The sequence below is a fragment of the Roseovarius sp. D22-M7 genome (genome assembly GCF_037083785.1).
Classification (GTDB): Bacteria; Pseudomonadota; Alphaproteobacteria; order Rhodobacterales; family Rhodobacteraceae; genus Roseovarius.
Map to the genome: position 1 here is coordinate 24,361 of NZ_JBAPKY010000019.1, position 15,276 is coordinate 39,636.

At 65.5% G+C, this 15,276-nt stretch carries 13 protein-coding genes; 5 read left to right on the forward strand and 8 right to left on the reverse strand.

Annotated features, from left to right (window positions below; translation table 11 throughout):
• Positions 1 to 387: 387 nt before the first annotated feature.
• Positions 388 to 1,047 (forward strand): invasion associated locus B family protein, encoded by a 660-nt coding sequence (locus V8324_RS10390; RefSeq protein ID WP_336419865.1) that lies wholly within the window; start codon positions 388 to 390, stop codon positions 1,045 to 1,047.
• A gap of 47 nt (positions 1,048 to 1,094) precedes the next feature.
• On the opposite strand, the gene V8324_RS10395 is transcribed toward V8324_RS10390, so the two are convergent.
• From V8324_RS10395 to V8324_RS10405, 3 genes are all read right to left on the reverse strand, one after another.
• On the reverse strand, positions 1,095 to 2,306 hold the full coding sequence (locus tag V8324_RS10395) for a beta-ketoacyl-[acyl-carrier-protein] synthase family protein (protein WP_336419866.1): 1,212 nt from the start codon (positions 2,304 to 2,306) through the stop codon (positions 1,095 to 1,097).
• A complete protein-coding gene (locus V8324_RS10400; RefSeq protein ID WP_336419867.1) occupies positions 2,303 to 2,563 on the reverse strand; it encodes an acyl carrier protein in 261 nt (86 codons plus the stop codon). The genes V8324_RS10395 and V8324_RS10400 overlap by 4 nt, the downstream gene beginning before the upstream one ends.
• Positions 2,564 to 2,826: 263 nt before the next feature.
• The gene (locus tag V8324_RS10405) at positions 2,827 to 4,443 is read right to left on the reverse strand and encodes a L,D-transpeptidase family protein (protein WP_336419868.1); all 1,617 of its coding nucleotides are present in this window, start codon (positions 4,441 to 4,443) and stop codon (positions 2,827 to 2,829) included.
• 323 nt (positions 4,444 to 4,766) lie between these two features.
• Between V8324_RS10405 and V8324_RS10410 the strand changes: the two genes are divergently transcribed.
• A complete protein-coding gene (locus V8324_RS10410) occupies positions 4,767 to 5,336 on the forward strand; it encodes a YcbK family protein (RefSeq protein WP_336419869.1) in 570 nt (189 codons plus the stop codon).
• Between the two features lie 79 nt (positions 5,337 to 5,415).
• Here V8324_RS10410 and lipA read toward each other — a convergent pair whose 3' ends face one another.
• The 4 genes from lipA to V8324_RS10430 all read right to left on the reverse strand — a co-directional run bounded on the left by lipA (position 5,416) and on the right by V8324_RS10430 (position 8,629).
• Positions 5,416 to 6,360, reverse strand: coding sequence for a lipoyl synthase (gene lipA / locus V8324_RS10415; RefSeq protein WP_336419870.1), 945 nt, complete (start codon positions 6,358 to 6,360; stop codon positions 5,416 to 5,418).
• A gap of 117 nt (positions 6,361 to 6,477) precedes the next feature.
• Positions 6,478 to 7,425 (reverse strand): hydrogen peroxide-inducible genes activator, encoded by a 948-nt coding sequence (locus V8324_RS10420; RefSeq protein ID WP_336419871.1) that lies wholly within the window; start codon positions 7,423 to 7,425, stop codon positions 6,478 to 6,480.
• Between the two features lie 88 nt (positions 7,426 to 7,513).
• Positions 7,514 to 7,828 (reverse strand): DUF1244 domain-containing protein, encoded by a 315-nt coding sequence (locus V8324_RS10425; protein WP_336419872.1) that lies wholly within the window; start codon positions 7,826 to 7,828, stop codon positions 7,514 to 7,516.
• A 60-nt stretch (positions 7,829 to 7,888) separates the two neighbouring features.
• Complete coding sequence (locus tag V8324_RS10430; protein WP_336419873.1) at positions 7,889 to 8,629, reverse strand: N-formylglutamate amidohydrolase; 741 nt, start codon at positions 8,627 to 8,629, stop codon at positions 7,889 to 7,891.
• 122 nt (positions 8,630 to 8,751) lie between these two features.
• Here V8324_RS10430 and pyk point away from each other — a divergent pair, with 122 nt between their 5' ends.
• The 3 genes from pyk to rplT all read left to right on the forward strand — a co-directional run bounded on the left by pyk (position 8,752) and on the right by rplT (position 11,173).
• Positions 8,752 to 10,197, forward strand: coding sequence for a pyruvate kinase (gene pyk / locus V8324_RS10435; RefSeq protein ID WP_336419874.1), 1,446 nt, complete (start codon positions 8,752 to 8,754; stop codon positions 10,195 to 10,197).
• Between the two features lie 389 nt (positions 10,198 to 10,586).
• Positions 10,587 to 10,787, forward strand: a complete 201-nt coding sequence (gene rpmI, locus V8324_RS10440; RefSeq protein ID WP_336419875.1) for a 50S ribosomal protein L35 — start codon at positions 10,587 to 10,589, stop codon at positions 10,785 to 10,787.
• Between the two features lie 20 nt (positions 10,788 to 10,807).
• Positions 10,808 to 11,173: a 50S ribosomal protein L20 gene (rplT, locus tag V8324_RS10445; protein WP_336419876.1), complete on the forward strand. Its 366-nt coding sequence runs from the start codon at positions 10,808 to 10,810 to the stop codon at positions 11,171 to 11,173.
• Positions 11,174 to 11,268: 95 nt separating this feature from the next.
• Here rplT and V8324_RS10450 read toward each other — a convergent pair whose 3' ends face one another.
• Positions 11,269 to 15,273 (reverse strand): baseplate multidomain protein megatron, encoded by a 4,005-nt coding sequence (locus tag V8324_RS10450; protein ID WP_336419877.1) that lies wholly within the window; start codon positions 15,271 to 15,273, stop codon positions 11,269 to 11,271.
• Positions 15,274 to 15,276 lie beyond the last annotated feature (3 nt).

A 15,276-nucleotide genomic window follows, 5' to 3' on the forward strand; every position in this document is an offset into this window, starting at 1 on the left:
CCGGGCATCGTCACGGATGGAGAAGAAAATCTTAACCCTTTCGATGCATGGTGAGATCGTGTCCGCGGCCTGCGTCCTTGGGTTCCGGGCATTTCCTCCCTGTAAGACTGGCCGCGCCGGCAACGGTGCGGTCTTTTTTCGCGTCGATTGAGCCCGGGCCTTTGTTGACGCGCCTGCATCCGGTGTTCTATCGTCACGTCAATCGATAAGTCGGCCAGTCCGACAGGGAGCAGAGGAAAGGGGCCGCATGGCCTCTTTCTTTTTGTCTCGTCGACATCTCGGCAACCTCAGCCCCACCGGCCCGGCAGGCCGAGATTTGCGCCTGACAGTCGGACAGAGCCATGATAAATGCTCCATAGCATTAACAGAACCCGTGATGAGGAACCAATGTCCAACACCCTTTCCAGCCTGTCCGTCGCCGCGCTTTTCGCGTTCGCCACAGCCGCCGGCGCACAAGAGGCGACGCCCCAAACAGACGGCGCGGCAGAGACCGAAGACGCGGCCGAAACGGCCCCGGACGAGGCGGCCCAGGACGAGGGGGCGCGCCCCGACCCGGTCCAGGGCCTCGATACAGGCCGGGAGGTGCAGCAGGACGAAGAGGAATCCTACATCAAGGAGACCTACGAAGACTGGCAGATCAAATGTTTCCGCACCGGGACCGAGGAGGACCTGTGCCAGATGTACCAGCTTCTGACCGAGGAAGGCGGCAACCCGGTGGCCGAATTCAGCCTCTACAAGCTGTCCAATGCCGGCAACGTGGTGGCCGGGGCGACCATCGCCGCACCGCTCGGCACGCTGCTGACCGAGGAAATCAAGCTGTCGGTCGATGGCGGCAAGGCCAAGAGCTATGCCTATTCGTTCTGCACGATGGGCGGGTGTTTCGCCCGTATCGGGCTGACCCAGGCGGATGTCGACGCGCTCAAGCGCGGGGTGACGGCGACGCTGGAAATCGTGCCGGCGCAGGCGCCGGACCAGACGGTGCAAATCGACGCGTCGCTTGCCGGGTTCACCGCAGCCTACGAGGCCGCCTCTGAACTAACGAACTGAGACGGCACGGTCCCGTGGCAATAGCCTGGCCGCGGGACCGCTTAGTGTCAGGCGAAGCGGCGCAGCGCCAGAACCGCGTTGAGCCCGCCGAAGGCGAACGCGTTCGACAGCGCCACCTCGACCCGCGCCTCGCGCGCCTCGTTCGGCACCACGTCGAGCGCGCATTCCGGGTCCGGCTCCTCGTAGCCGATGGTGGGTGCGATCACCCCGTCGCGCAGCGCCATGATGCAGGCCAGCAATTCCACCGCCCCCGTACCGCCGATCAGATGCGCGTGCATGGATTTCGTCGACGAGATCATCAGCCGGTCCGCATGCGATCCGAACACGTCGGCGACGGCGGCGCATTCGGTCTTGTCGTTGGCCGAGGTGCCGGTGCCATGCGCGTTGATATAGCCGACCTCGGCCTGGTCGATGCGGGCGTCACGCAAGGCGCCCGCGATGGCGCGCGCCGCGCCCTGCTTGGACGGCATGACGATGTCGGACGCGTCCGAGGTCATGGCGAAGCCGGCGACCTCGGCGAGGATGTCGGCGCCGCGCCGGCGAGCATGCTCGAACTCCTCGAACACGAAGATCGCGGCGCCTTCGCCCTGCACCATCCCATTGCGATTGGCCGAGAACGGGCGGCAGGCATCGCGCGACATCACGCGCAGCCCTTCCCACGCCTTGACGCCCCCGAAACACAGCATCGATTCCGACCCGCCGGTGACCATCACCGGGGTGATCCCGCCATGCACCATCTGAAAGGCCTGCGCCATGGCGTGGTTGGACGAGGCGCAGGCGGTCGAGACGGTGAACGTGGGGCCCTTGAGGTTGAACGACATCGACAGGTGCGACGCGGCGGCGTTGTTCATCAGCTTTGGCACCACGAAGGGATGCACGCGGTTCTTGCCCTCCTCGTAGACCGAACGGTAATTCTCGTCGAGCGTGGTCATGCCACCGCCGGAATTGCCCAGGATCACGCCGGCGCGCGCCGCGAGTTCGCCGGTGAAGTCCAGCCCCGACTGCGCGATGGCCTCGCGGGCGGCGATCAGGGTGAATTGGGTGAAACGGTCGTAAAGCGCCAGCTGCTGGCGGTTGAACTGCGCCTCCGCAGCGTAATCCTTGACCTGCGCACCTATCCGGATCGACAGGCGGTCGACATCCGGAAACTCCAGGTCGTCGATGCCGCAGCGCCCTTCGCGCATCGCCTCGAGCGTGGCGGGCACATCCGCGCCCAAGGCATTGATCGTACCGGCCCCGGTGATGACGACGCGCTTCAAGACTGCTCCGCGATCAGGCGATCTATTCCCGCCACGATGGAACGCACCGAAGAGATGTCGAAATCGCTTTTCGATGGCTCGTTGGCGTTGAAGGGCACCGAGATGTCGAACTCTTCCTCGATCGCGAAGATGCTTTCGACAAGCCCGAGGCTGTCGATCCCCAGATCCTCCAGGGTGCTGTCGAGGGTGACATCCGACGGCTCCAGCACCGCCTGTTCAGCGATGATTTCGATCACCCGGTCCTTGGTACTGCTCATGGTGCGGTCTTTCTCATGCTGTCTTGCTCACCGCGCACGCGGCGTTGCAGGCCTTTTGCGTCAGCCCCGTAACGGTTTCTTGAAACTTCGACACATGGTCGCACAATTTTCAAATGCCGCTAAAGCCTTGGTACCTCGGGAGAACGGGTCGCCGTCGAAAGGTTTCTCCACCCGGGGGTACACTACCGCCCGGCGCTGTTTCCTGGCAAGATCACGCGATGCGCGGGCAGCGCGCCACGCATCGGTCAGAAAGTGGGGCGGTGTCAGCTGCGGACCTGGTCACGTGACACCCCGGCCCTTTTGAGCGCATCCCAGATGCGCGCGTCCCGCCCGTAGACATCGTCGCGATACTCGGTCGCCCCCCGCGCCTGAGTGACGGCGGTGCGGTAGACGATATGCACGGGCACCGGGTCGTCGAGGCGCACGTAGCTCTCGCGGCCGGTGTTCAGTACCGAATGAAAGAAGTCCCTTGGATCCGCCTCTTGCCGCGACAAAAGCTCGTAGGCAAACTCGAACGGGTCCTGCAGGCGTATGCAACCATGGCTGAACGCCCTAGTTTCCCGCCCGAACAGGGCCTTTTCGGGCGTATCATGCAGGTAGATGTTGTACTTGTTGGGAAACATGAATTTCACCAGCCCAAGCGCGTTTCGCGTCGAGGGCGGCTGCTTCATCACCAGCGGAAAGTTTCCCGCGTTGTAGGCCGTGAAATCGACCACCGCCCGGTTCACCTCGCGCCCGTCCCGCGTGTAGAGCTTGAGATGCGACACCGCGTTCGGGTTCCGCTGCAATTTCGGAAGGTACTCCTTGACGGTGATCGACCGCGGCACGTGCCAGGTGGGATTGATCACCATGTGGTCCATCTCGTCGGAAAATTCCGGGCTGCGGCGGCCGCTGCTGTTCTTGCCGATCACCGCGCGGGTTCGGAAGGTCACGGTGTCGTCGTCGAGGATGCGCGCGCTGAAATCGGCGAGATTGACAAGGATGTGGCGCCGGCCCCGATCCCGCGGCAGCCAGCGTTCGCGCTCCATCGCCACGATCACGGATTCGAGCCGGGCACGCGCGGGGCGGTTGAGCGCGCCGATCGTCGCGGGTCCGGCAATGCCGTCCGTCGACAGCCCGTGCCCGCGCTGAAAGGCGCGCACCGCCTCCTGCAAGCGGTCGTCATAGACGCCGCTCGCGCTGCGCCCGAGATAGCCCATGGCCGAGAGCCGGTCGCGCAGCGCGATCACGGCCGCGCCGCGGTCTCCGGGCTTGATGGTTTGCGCGGGCACGACGTGGCCCCAGCCGCCCGCCACGATCAGCCGTTCAAGGCGCAGCTTTTCCTTCATCAGGCGCGCGTATTCATTGGTCTGCGGGGGCAGTGATCGCAGCACGCGGTGCGGCGCGCCCGTGCGCAACGCGTCAAGATGCTCTGCCGCGGGTCGCTGGGTGACCCTGCGCTTGATCCCGGAATCGACGCGGCCTGGCACCAGCACGCCGGACCCAATGTCGCGGGCGTAGTCCAGATAGGCCCGTGTCAGCGCCACCTCGACCTCGCCCAGATCGCGCAACGACCGCACCTGCGACATCCGCGTCATCAACCCCTCGAGATCATAGCGCGCCTCTGGCAAGCCGTGCCGCGCCGCATGCGACAGCGCCTTTACGAGCGCCTGGCGACGCGCGTGGTCCACATCGCCCTCGCCCGTCCAGATCGGGCGATATTCCGTGTCACGGTAGTAGTCCGCGATATCGCGGTCCTGAGACGCGGCCTCTGCCACCGCCTGGCGGAAGGCTGCGCCCTGACCTTGCGCGGGGGCCGCATCGGTCTTGGCGGCGAGCCCCACGATCAGTGCCACTGCGGCCAGGGCACCCAGCACGAAACGGAAGTTCTGCATCGTCATCTCTCCAAGATCATCACATGCATTCAACACTTTATTAACGCGAAAAACCATGGCGGCATCAATTTTTCCCTAAGAATTTCCTGCCAAACTTAGACAAATCCGCGTGAATGCGCGGGCCCACCGGCACATCTTGTGCAGCAAAGCCACGGAGAACCGATAATGCGCGAATTTCTGCCGAAATATCTTGGTGCCCGAAAAGGGTCAAAAAGGGGGCTTGGTTCATGATTCCCGATATGTCACATTGCAAATGCCTTTGGGGGGCCAAATCACAAGGCCGCGAGACAGCGGTCGCAGGTAACGCGACGGGACAGGCGCTTCATACCATGAAAGACTTCAGTTCGACTGGAATTTCACGTCGTGGAATTCTGATGGCCTTTGCGGCGACGGCCGTTTCGGCAGCACCGACCTTTGGCAATGCGGCAGGCTTCCTGCGAGGCGGGGGCGATATCCGCAGGTTGCGCATGGTCTCGCCACGCACCGGCGAGCGGATCGACACGATCTACTGGATCGATGGCAAATACATCCGCGAAGCTCTTAACGAGATCACGCTGTTCATGCGGGACTGGCGTACCGGACAGGCGCGGACGATCGACCCCCGCACCATCGACATCATGGCGGCCAGCCATAATCTGCTGGATGCGACCGAGCCTTACACGCTGCTCAGCGGCTATCGCAGCCCCAAGACCAACGCCATGCTGCGCAGCCGCTCGCGTGGGGTCGCGAAGAATTCGCGTCATTTGAAGGGCGAGGCCGCGGATCTGCGTCTGGGCAGTCGCAGCGTCAACCAGATCTATCGCGCTGGGCTAGCCTGCCGCGCAGGCGGGGTAGGACGCTATTCGCGCTCCAACTTCGTCCACATGGATTGCGGACCGGTCCGCAGCTGGGGAAGCTAACGCGTTACGTACCCAGACCGAGACTTTCTGAGTGCCGAGGACTCCCGCCGCGGCACCCAGAAATTCACTTGAAACACCCTCAGGCATATCTCGCGCGGCGGGCTTCCTGCAGTCGGGCGAAGTCGTCGCCGGCGTGGTAACTTGACCGCGTCAGCGGTGTGGCCGACACCATCAGGAAGCCCTTGCCGTAGGCTGCCTTTTCATAGGCCGCGAATTCGTCGGGATGCACGAAACGGTCCACGGCGTGGTGTTTCGGCGTCGGCTGCAAGTATTGCCCGATGGTCAGGAAATCCACGCCTGCCGCGCGCATGTCGTCCATCACCTGATGCACCGCCGAACGGTCCTCGCCGAGGCCGACCATGATCCCCGATTTGGTGAATGTCGCCGGGTCGATCTCCTTCACACGCTGCAACAGCCGGAGCGAGTGGAAATACCGCGCGCCGGGCCGCACCCCGGGATAAAGCCCCGGCACCGTCTCCAGGTTGTGATTGAAGACGTCCGGCTTGGCCGCCACCACGACCTCGAGCACCTCGTCGGGGCAATGCAGGAAGTCGGGCGTGAGGATCTCGATCGTGGTGCCGGGCGCGCGGTGCCGGATTGCCCGGATCGTCTGGGCGAAATGCTCTGCCCCGCCATCTTCGAGATCGTCGCGATCCACCGAGGTGACCACTACGTGATTGAGCCCCAGCTTCTGCACCGCGTCCGCGACGCGCCCCGGTTCGAACGCGTCGAGGGTCTGCGGCTTGCCGGTGGCCACGTTGCAGAAGGTGCAGCCGCGCGTGCAGATCTCGCCCATGATCATCATGGTGGCGTGTCCCTGCGCCCAGCATTCGCCGGCATTGGGGCAACCGGCCTCTTCGCAGACCGTCACCAGCTTGTGCTCGCGGATGATTTCGCTCGTCTTGAAATAGCCCTTTCCCGTCGGCGCCTTGACGCGGATCCAGTCGGGTTTCTTGGGTTGGGCGTTGGTCGGACGATGCGCCTTTTCAGGGTGACGTTGATCTGGCAGTTTTAGGTCGCGCACGAAATGGCCTCCGTGACTGATTTTGCGTTTCACTCTGAACATAGTCCAAGGGGCGACCGGTTGCCAGTGATAGCCCGCACGCGCGGCACCGGGACCCGGACCCGCCACTTCGATGCATCACGGGCGCGCGTCCCGCGAGGCGTCGGCGGACAGCGTGTCGATCAGGTCGGTGCCCACCTGCGTCAAAAGGTCGGACAGCTCGTCGAACCACAGCGCGGTTTCAGTGCTTTCGCGGCGGATGAGCGCGATCTCGCGGTAGGGCTCGGGCGGCGCGAAACGCTGCACCTGAAGGCCCGGCGCCGCGCGCGCCTCGGTCGTCGCGGCGATCTCGGGCATCAGCGTCAGCCCGAACCCCGCCGCGACAAGCCTCGACAGCGTGGCCAGCGACGAGGCCCCCATGTCGATCTGGGCATGTCCGCGTCCACGCCCGCAGACCTCGAGCGCCTGATCGGTCAGGCAATGCCCGTCCTCCAGCAGCAGAAGCGAATCCTGCGCCAGCGAGGTCGGGCGCAGCCGGTCTGCGCGGTCGGCCAGCGTGGCCAGCCGCGTCGTGGTGCCCGCGACGAGGAACCGGTCCGCGAAGAGGGCCTGCGCGTGCAGTCCCGCGCCGGGCACCGGCAGCGCCAGCACCGCCGCATCGAGCAGGCCTGCCTGCACATCCGCCACGAGTTGATCGGTGCGCGCCTCGCGGACGCGCACGTCGAGCGAGATGTCGCGGCTGCGCAGCGCCTCGAGTACACCGGGCAGGATATAGGGCGCCACCGTCGGGATGATCCCCAGCGACAGCCGACCGGCCAGCCCATCCTGCCAGCGCGCGGCCTCGGACAGAGACTGCATTTCCGTCAGCACCCGCGTCGCGTGATCCAGGATGCGGCGGCCGAACGGCGTCAGCACGATGTCGCGCGCCCGCCGTTCCACCAGCTGCGCGCCAAGCGCCGCCTCCATCTCGCGGATCTGGACCGACAGCGCGGGCTGCGAGATGTTCACCGCTTGCGCCGCGCGGCCAAAATTGCGCTGCTCGCTCAAGGCCTTGAAATATGAAAGTTGTCGCAGGGTGATGTTCATGGCGTCACCTTATGTCGAGGCGATGCCGTCGCAAGGGGAAACGGGGGCGGCCGCTTGCCGCGACCGCCGGTCGCATCGCGCGAACGCTCTAGTCGGCTTCGCCCACGTTCTCGGCAAACGATTTGCGGAAGGCCGCCTGCTGCTCGGGGTCGGCCGCTTTCTGTTGCTGCGCCTTCCAGTCGTCGTAGGGCATGCCGTAGAATATTTCGCGCGCCTCGTCCTTGGACATCTCGATACCGCGCGCGTTCGCCGCCTCCTGGTACCAGCGGCTGAGGCAGTTGCGGCAAAAGCCGGCGAGGTTCATCAAGTCGATGTTCTGCACCTCGGGGCGCTTGTCCATCAGGTGTTCGCGCAGGGCACGAAACGCGGCCGCCTCGATCTCTGTTCTGGTGTGCTCGTCCATGATCTCTTTCCTTTATCTGTTCTGAAGATGAGGCGCGGAGCCCCGGTGCGCAAGCCCCCGTCAGACGCCGGCCCGGTCTGCCACCTCTTGCAGGATCGGCGCCAGCCGCGCGGCCCAGGCCGCCTGCGCCTGCGGCGTCTCGATCAGGTCGTTGCGCATCTCGATCAGGACATTGGGCCGCTCGTACGCGATGCCGTGCCGCGCGATCGCATCGCTAGGCAGATGCCCGCCATAGGGCTGGTTCTCGCCGATGCAGAGATCGGGTTCTTGGCGCAGACGCGCCAGCAATGGCAGGGCCAGCCTTGTGTCGGCGGCATAAAGCAGTCCGATATGCCATGGCCGTGGCGGACGGCCGCGCAATTGCCGCGTGAAACTGTGCACCGAGACGATCACCGTGTCCTCGCGGCGCGCCGCCAGCTCTGCCAGCGCGCTGTGATAGGGTCGGTAAAGCCGGTTAAGCCGCCGCGCGAGATCGTCGGCGTCGACATGGCGATTGGCGGGAATGACCGTGCCGTCGTATAGCTTCATCACCAGCGTCGGGTCGTCCTCGCCGCGATTGGGGTCGATCACCAGGCGCGAGAAATCAGTCAGGATCGCCGGACACTCAAGCGCCCGGGCCAGGGCCCGCGCCAGCCCCGCCGCGCCGATGTCATAGGCGATGTGGCGCGCCATGTCCGCCGCCGCGAGCCCGAGGCCACCGCCGTTGACGAAGTCCGGCACGGTATTGGCCGCGTGATCGCATGTCACGAGAAATCGCGCCGGCCGCTCCGCGCCCTCGATTTCATAAGGCTGATACATCATCGGGGTCGTATGTCCTTTGGTCTTCCCTCTAGGGCAGTTGCGTGGGATTGTGAATTGCACGATACGCGGGCCGGGATTACTGTTAGCGTTAACAACACATACCGCGAAACGAAGGAGCACAGATGAGACGCCACCGCAATGTCAAGATCGTGGCCACGCTTGGCCCAGCCTCTTCGGATTACGACACCATCCGCGCCCTGCACGAGGCCGGCGCGGATGTGTTTCGCCTGAACATGAGCCACGGCAAACATGCCGACATTGCCGAGCGGCACCGGATCATCCGTCAGATCGAAGAGGACCTTGATAGCCCGATCGCGATTCTCGCCGATCTTCAGGGTCCCAAGCTGCGGGTCGGCGCCTTCGCGCGCGGCGAGGAAGAGCTGGTCGAGGGCGCGACCTTCCGGCTCGACCTCGACCCGGCCGAGGGCGATACGTCCCGTGTCTGCCTGCCGCACCACGAAATATTCGCTGCGCTGAAACCGGGCGCGGATCTGCTCGTCAATGACGGCAAGATCCGCTTACGGGTGCAAGATTGCGGGGAAGATTTCGCGAATTGCGAAGTAATCGCCGGTGGCACCATCTCCAACAACAAGGGGGTGAACGTGCCTGACGTGGTGCTGCCGTTCGCGGCGCTTTCGGACAAGGACCGCGAGGATCTCGAGTTCGTCTGCGAGCTCGGCGTCGATTGGCTTGCACTCAGCTTTGTGCAGCGCCCCGAGGACGTGAACGAGGGGCGCACCCTTGCACGGGGACGCGCGGCGATCATGTCGAAGATCGAGAAGCCCGCGGCGGTGAACTGCTTTGACGACATCCTCGCGGTCAGTGACGGCATCATGGTGGCGCGCGGCGATCTCGGTGTCGAATTGCCGGTGCAGAACGTGCCGCCAATCCAGAAGCGGCTGGTGCGCAAGTGCCGCTCGGTCGCCAAGCCGGTTATCGTCGCCACGCAGATGCTCGAATCGATGATCGAATCGCCGATGCCGACCCGCGCCGAGGTGTCCGACGTGGCCACCGCGATCTACGAGGGGTCCGACGCGATCATGCTGTCGGCGGAATCCGCCGCCGGCGATTACCCGGTCGAGGCGGTCACCACCATGGACAACGTGGCGCGCGAGGTGGAAAGCGACCCCACCTATCGCGAGGTGATCGAGGCCAGCCGCCGCGCCGACCGCCAGAGCGTGGCCGATGCCATCGTCGCCGCCGCTCGCGAGATCGCCGAGACCACCGATATCAAGGCGATCTGCTGCTACACCGAATCGGGCACCACAGCGCTGATCACCGCGCGCGAGCGGCCGCGCGTCCCGATCATCGGCATGACCAGCCTGCGCGGCACCGCGCGACGTCTCTCGCTGACATGGGGCGTGCAATCGGTGATGACCGGCGAACTCAGCCGGTTCAAGATGGCGGTGATCGACGCTGTCGGAGCCGCGCGAGAGCAGGGTTATGCCGAGGAAACCGATCAGATCGTGGTGATCGCCGGGGTCCCGTTCAACGTCCCGGGCACGACGAACATCCTGCGCGTCGCCCCCTGCAAGGAAAGTTTGATCTACGCGACCGATCCGGGGTAATGCTTGGATAGTGCAACAATCCGGGGCATGCGATGGACGCGGATCTCGCCCTGACAATCGGAACGGTGCTGGCAGCGATCTCGGTTCCGTCACTGCTGGCGGGCTTCTCGGACGCGCGCCAAGCGCGGGCAGCGTAATTCGTGCCGATATGTGCGGGTAGGCTGATCGTCTGGGCCGTCAGTATCAAGCCGGGTGGCTACAACCTTTGGGACGTGCCGGGGGTGCTGATCCCGGTCATGGCCCGGTACATCACCTGACGGGCCCGCAATTGCCCCAGCCCCCTTGCATGCGCGCCGCGCAGGACGTATAAGGCGTGCTCAATCTCCGCAGGTCCGGCCCGATGTGGCATGCCGAGGCCCGCGATCCAACCGACCATGAAGGAGCCGGAAATGCCCAAGATGAAGACCAAGTCGAGCTGCAAGAAGCGGTTCAAGATGACGGCCTCGGGCCGCGTGGTGGCGGCCCAGGCGGGCAAGCAGCACGGCATGATCAAGCGCACCAACAAATTCATCCGTAACGCGCGTGGCACCAGCACGCTCAGCAAAGCCGACGAAGGTATCATCAAGCCGATGATGCCCTACGCACGCTAAGCCCAGGGAGGAGTTGAGACATGTCACGCGTCAAAGGGGGTGTGGTCACCCACGCCCGGCACAAGAAAGTCACGACGGCCGCCAAAGGCTATTACGGCCGCCGCAAGAACACCTTCAAGGTGGCCGCGCAGGCCGTCGACAAGGCCAACCAGTACGCCACCCGCGACCGCAAGAACCGCAAGCGCAATTTCCGCGCCCTGTGGATCCAGCGGATCAACGCAGCCGTGCGGGCACATGATGAAACGCTGACCTACTCGCGCTTCATCAATGGTCTGTCGCTGGCCGGGGTCGAGGTCGATCGCAAGGTTCTGGCCGATCTGGCCGTACAAGAGCCCGCCGCCTTCGAGGCCATCGTTGATCAGGCAAAGGGTGCGCTCGCCGCCTGAGCATACTTCCGATCGAGAACGGGAAACGCCGTCCGGGACCAAGCCCCGGACGGCGTTTTACATTTCTAACAGGCAGGCCCGGATTTCGACGAAGCCTACAGGTCCCGCCCGGCGAAAACGCCCGGCCCGAACGCGGCCGAGATCTGCGCGACCTCGATCCGCTTCCCCGCATCCGCCCCGTCGGCGGCGCGCGCGGCGGCGGGATAGATCCAGCCTTGGCTGTCGACGAGCACCTCGCGCAGCACCTGCGCGCCGCGCCTTACGCGCACCAGATAGCTCTCGCGTTCCTCGCCAAGCGGTACCTCGGGCGTGTCCCAGCGATCACCGCCGATCCGCGTGCGCCGGATCCAGGTGATCCGCAGATCCCCGCCGGTCTCTACCAGGCGCAGATGTACCGGCGCATAGGGGCGCAGTCCGAGACCCTCGAAGGCGATCACCGCGTGGCGGTAAGAAGGGTCGTCGACGGCGCGGCCACCCGGACCGATCCGGTAATGCCTCGCCTGACCGCGCTGCGCCTCTGAGAGCTCGATCTGCTGCGGCAGGCCATCCAGACGCACGAGGATCGATCCGGCCGGCCATGCCGTGGCCCCCGCGTGCTCGGTGCCCAACTGACCGCGCAAGCGGTGGCGCAGGATGTAGGTGTCGGGGGCCACCAGCTCTGCCTCGCGGAACTGAAAAAGCTCCCACCCGCCGGGTGTGCCGTCACCGATCGCGCACAGGTTGGCGCCGCCCAGCAATGCGGCCTCGCTCACGCTTTCCAGCGTACCAAATCGCATCTTCACGAACAGCCCGTCGCCGCGATCCACCAGACCGCTGCGGGCAGGGAAAAGCGGCGTCTCGGTCAGCCCCACCGTGCTGCGCGCGGCGATCAGCGTGTTCAGCCGGTAGTCGGCATCCTCGTCCGAGGAGTAGATCGCCGCGGTCCCCGGCCAGGGATCGGCGGTGATCGCGACATGCGGCGCGTGCGGCACCTCGTCACCGCTCATCAGCGGCAGATCGAGGAAAAGCGGCGTCACCGGACCCGGCGCCACGAAGGGACGCAGCCGAGCGGGCGCCTCCTCCACGAGGATCGGGCGATAGCTTTCGGGATCGATCCGCACCGCATCGACGCGCTGCGCGTTGCCCATCTGCTCGACGCGGTCGATGCGGAACCGCGCGCCGCCCGCATCCCTTGGCAGTTCGATCACATCGCCTGCGCCGATGTCCAGCCGCGACGGCGGCAGCGTCAGGCGCAGGGTGTTGACGGCGACGCGTGCCTCCGACAGCCAGCGTTCGACAAGCTGCCGCCCCTCCGCCCGGGTCAGCGCCAGCGGCATCTCGGACATGGCGACCGCATGCGTTGCCTCGTCAGGCAGGATCGCCTCTTCGGAGATCGCCTCGAAATCGCCGTCGGCCTCGAGAAACCGCAACCGCACGCGGCCCGCAAGCTCCAGGTCCGAGCCGCGCGCCTGTTCGATCACGCCGCCCAGTTCCGGGTCGCGCACCACTGTCGCCAGATCGAGCGCCTGATCCGCCTGCCCGTCGCGGCGCCGGAATTGCAAGACGCCCGAACGCTCGATCGCGTCCACGCCCTGCGCCAGCATTAGCGGCTGCAGGGCGGCGCGCGCCTCGCCAACCCGGTCCACGAGGTAGCCGCGCACGAAACCCGGCGCGCCATCTGTATCGAGGTCGTGCAAGTCGGCGCGCCCAGAGATCTCGGCGATCACGTCGGCCAGCCGGCGCCCGCTCACGCGGCCGGTGATCCAGTGCCCGCGCGCGTAATTCTCGCCATCCGACCAGAGCGTGGTGTTGGCCGGAAAATACGGATAGGGCCGCGCATCCCACGCCCAGACATAGGCATGATCCATGTCGATCATCCGCCCCGCGTATTCCTGCGACATCGGATTGCGCGCGGGATCGCCCCAATAGTCTGCCATGGCACGCAGATACTGCATCTGGATCAGCGGGTCGCGCTGACCGGTCGAGAAATGCGGCAGGCTGGATTCCGAGGATTTCGGATCGACGAACTTGTTGGGCTGGTTGGTGCCCTTGTCGACCGCCGCACAGCCGTACTCGGTAAAGCGGATCGGCTTGGATTGCGGCACCCACGCCGTCGGCTCGGCGCGCCGCATGCCGTCCACCCGCTCGAAATGCGCGTTCCGCCACCAGTTTCGCAGATCCTTGTAGCGAAAGACCCACGGCTCGCCATGCGCCCCGTCGGTGATCGGCACGCGGCGTTGCGCCGCGCGCGCCTGCGCCGTTGGATAGAACCAGTCATAGCCCTCGCCACCCTCGATGTTGGATTGCAGGTAACCCAGATCGTGGATCGACGGCGCCCGGCCCGAATCGAGATGGTCATTCCCGTCGCGCCAGTCGCTCAGCGGCATGTAATTGTCGATCCCGATGAAATCGATATTCGCATCCGCCCAGAGCGGATCGAGGTGAAAGAACCGGTCGCCGCCGCCGGGCTGATAGCCGAAATATTCCGACCAGTCAGCGGCATAGCTGATCTTGACGTCCAGGCCGAGGATCGTGCGCACCTCTGCCGCGAGGTCGATCATCTGCGCGACCGCCGGAAAGCTGTTGCCCGCGCCGCGGATCTGCGTGAGACCGCGCATCTCAGACCCGATGCAGAACGCCTCGACCCCGCCCACGGCGGCACACAGCGCCGCCTGATGCAGGATGAAACGGCGATAGGACCACTCGTCCGGGCCGTCATAGGCCACCGGGCTCTGCTTGATCGAGCCGCCGAAACTCAGCAGGTCCAGCGCGCCCGTGCCGGGCTGGTCCACGGGCTGCGTGGCGATCGGCGTGACGGTGAAATCCGACGCCTTCGCGGTGCCGAAGAAGGCCGCGACCTCGGCCTCGGCCGCCGCCGTGCCGTCTGGGCTGCCCGGCTGTTCCGGCGCCTTCGAGGTCGTGATGCGCCCGCGCCACGGGAGAACGGCCTGATCGGCCGCATCGCTCCAGGGATCGGGCAGGTCATTGCCCTGCATCTGCTCCATCAGGATGAACGGGTAGTAAAGCACGTCCTGCCCCGCCGCCTGAAGCGCGAGGATAGCCTCGATCACCGCCTGATCGGCGGGCGTGCCGCCATAGACTTCGCGGCCCTCGGCATCCTTGGGAACCTCGCCCGCCTGCGCGCGGGAAATACCGGCGACCTGCCATGGCATGTTGCCGGCATCGAACCGCTTTTGCTCGACTCGCGGGTGAATGCGGCAGTCGGCACAGCGCAGGTCCGTCCCGAACCAGCCGACGATCAGAGAGGTCGCGCGGCATTCGGGCAATTCCTGCGTCAGCGCCTCCAGCGAGGTGACGAAATCCGGCTGCTCCGACGGCGTGTTGATATTGGAGATGCCGCTAGAGCCAAAGCCGAAATCCATGGTGACCGGCGTGGTGGCCAACACGTATTCGCCGCTGCCCGGCAGCATCGCCACTCCCCGTACGCCGCGAACCGGATCGAGATCGGCCCCGGGGATATCGTCCTGGGACGGGCGGCAGACCTCGAAACTGAACTGCGGCACGCGATTTCCAAAGCGCGAGATGTCGAGATCCTCGATCACCACATAGGCAGTGCCACGATAGGCAGGTACGTTTCCCGCCCCCTCGACGGCCTCGATCAGGGGATCAGGCAACTGATCCCGCGTGCCGGGATAGACCCGGATGCCCAACCCCGAAAGCGATACCTCGGTGCCATCCGCCCAGACCCGCGCCACGCGTGTGATCTCGCCCTCGCAAAGCGCAAGCGCGAGGCTGATCGAATAACTGATCCGCCGCGTGTCGGGTGTCGCCGGGCGCGGGCTGCCCTTGCCGCCGCCGCGGCCTTCGGTGACGGTCACCCGCTCGCGGAATTCCGAGGCCCAGATCACCTGGCCGCCGACGCGCATGCGCCCGTAGACCTGCAGGATCGCGTCGCCCTCGCCCGCGCCAGTCAATCGCAGGCGGCTGACGCGGCCGGTCTCGACCACTTCGGACCCCTGCCCCAGCAGGCGCTGGTCGATCGACCGGCCGATGACGGCGCCGGCAAAGCGTCCGATCACCACCGACGAGAGGCCCAGGACAGAGCCGCCCACGGCCCCGCCGACCGCGGCACCTGCGGCCGATAACAGAATGGTTGCCATGAC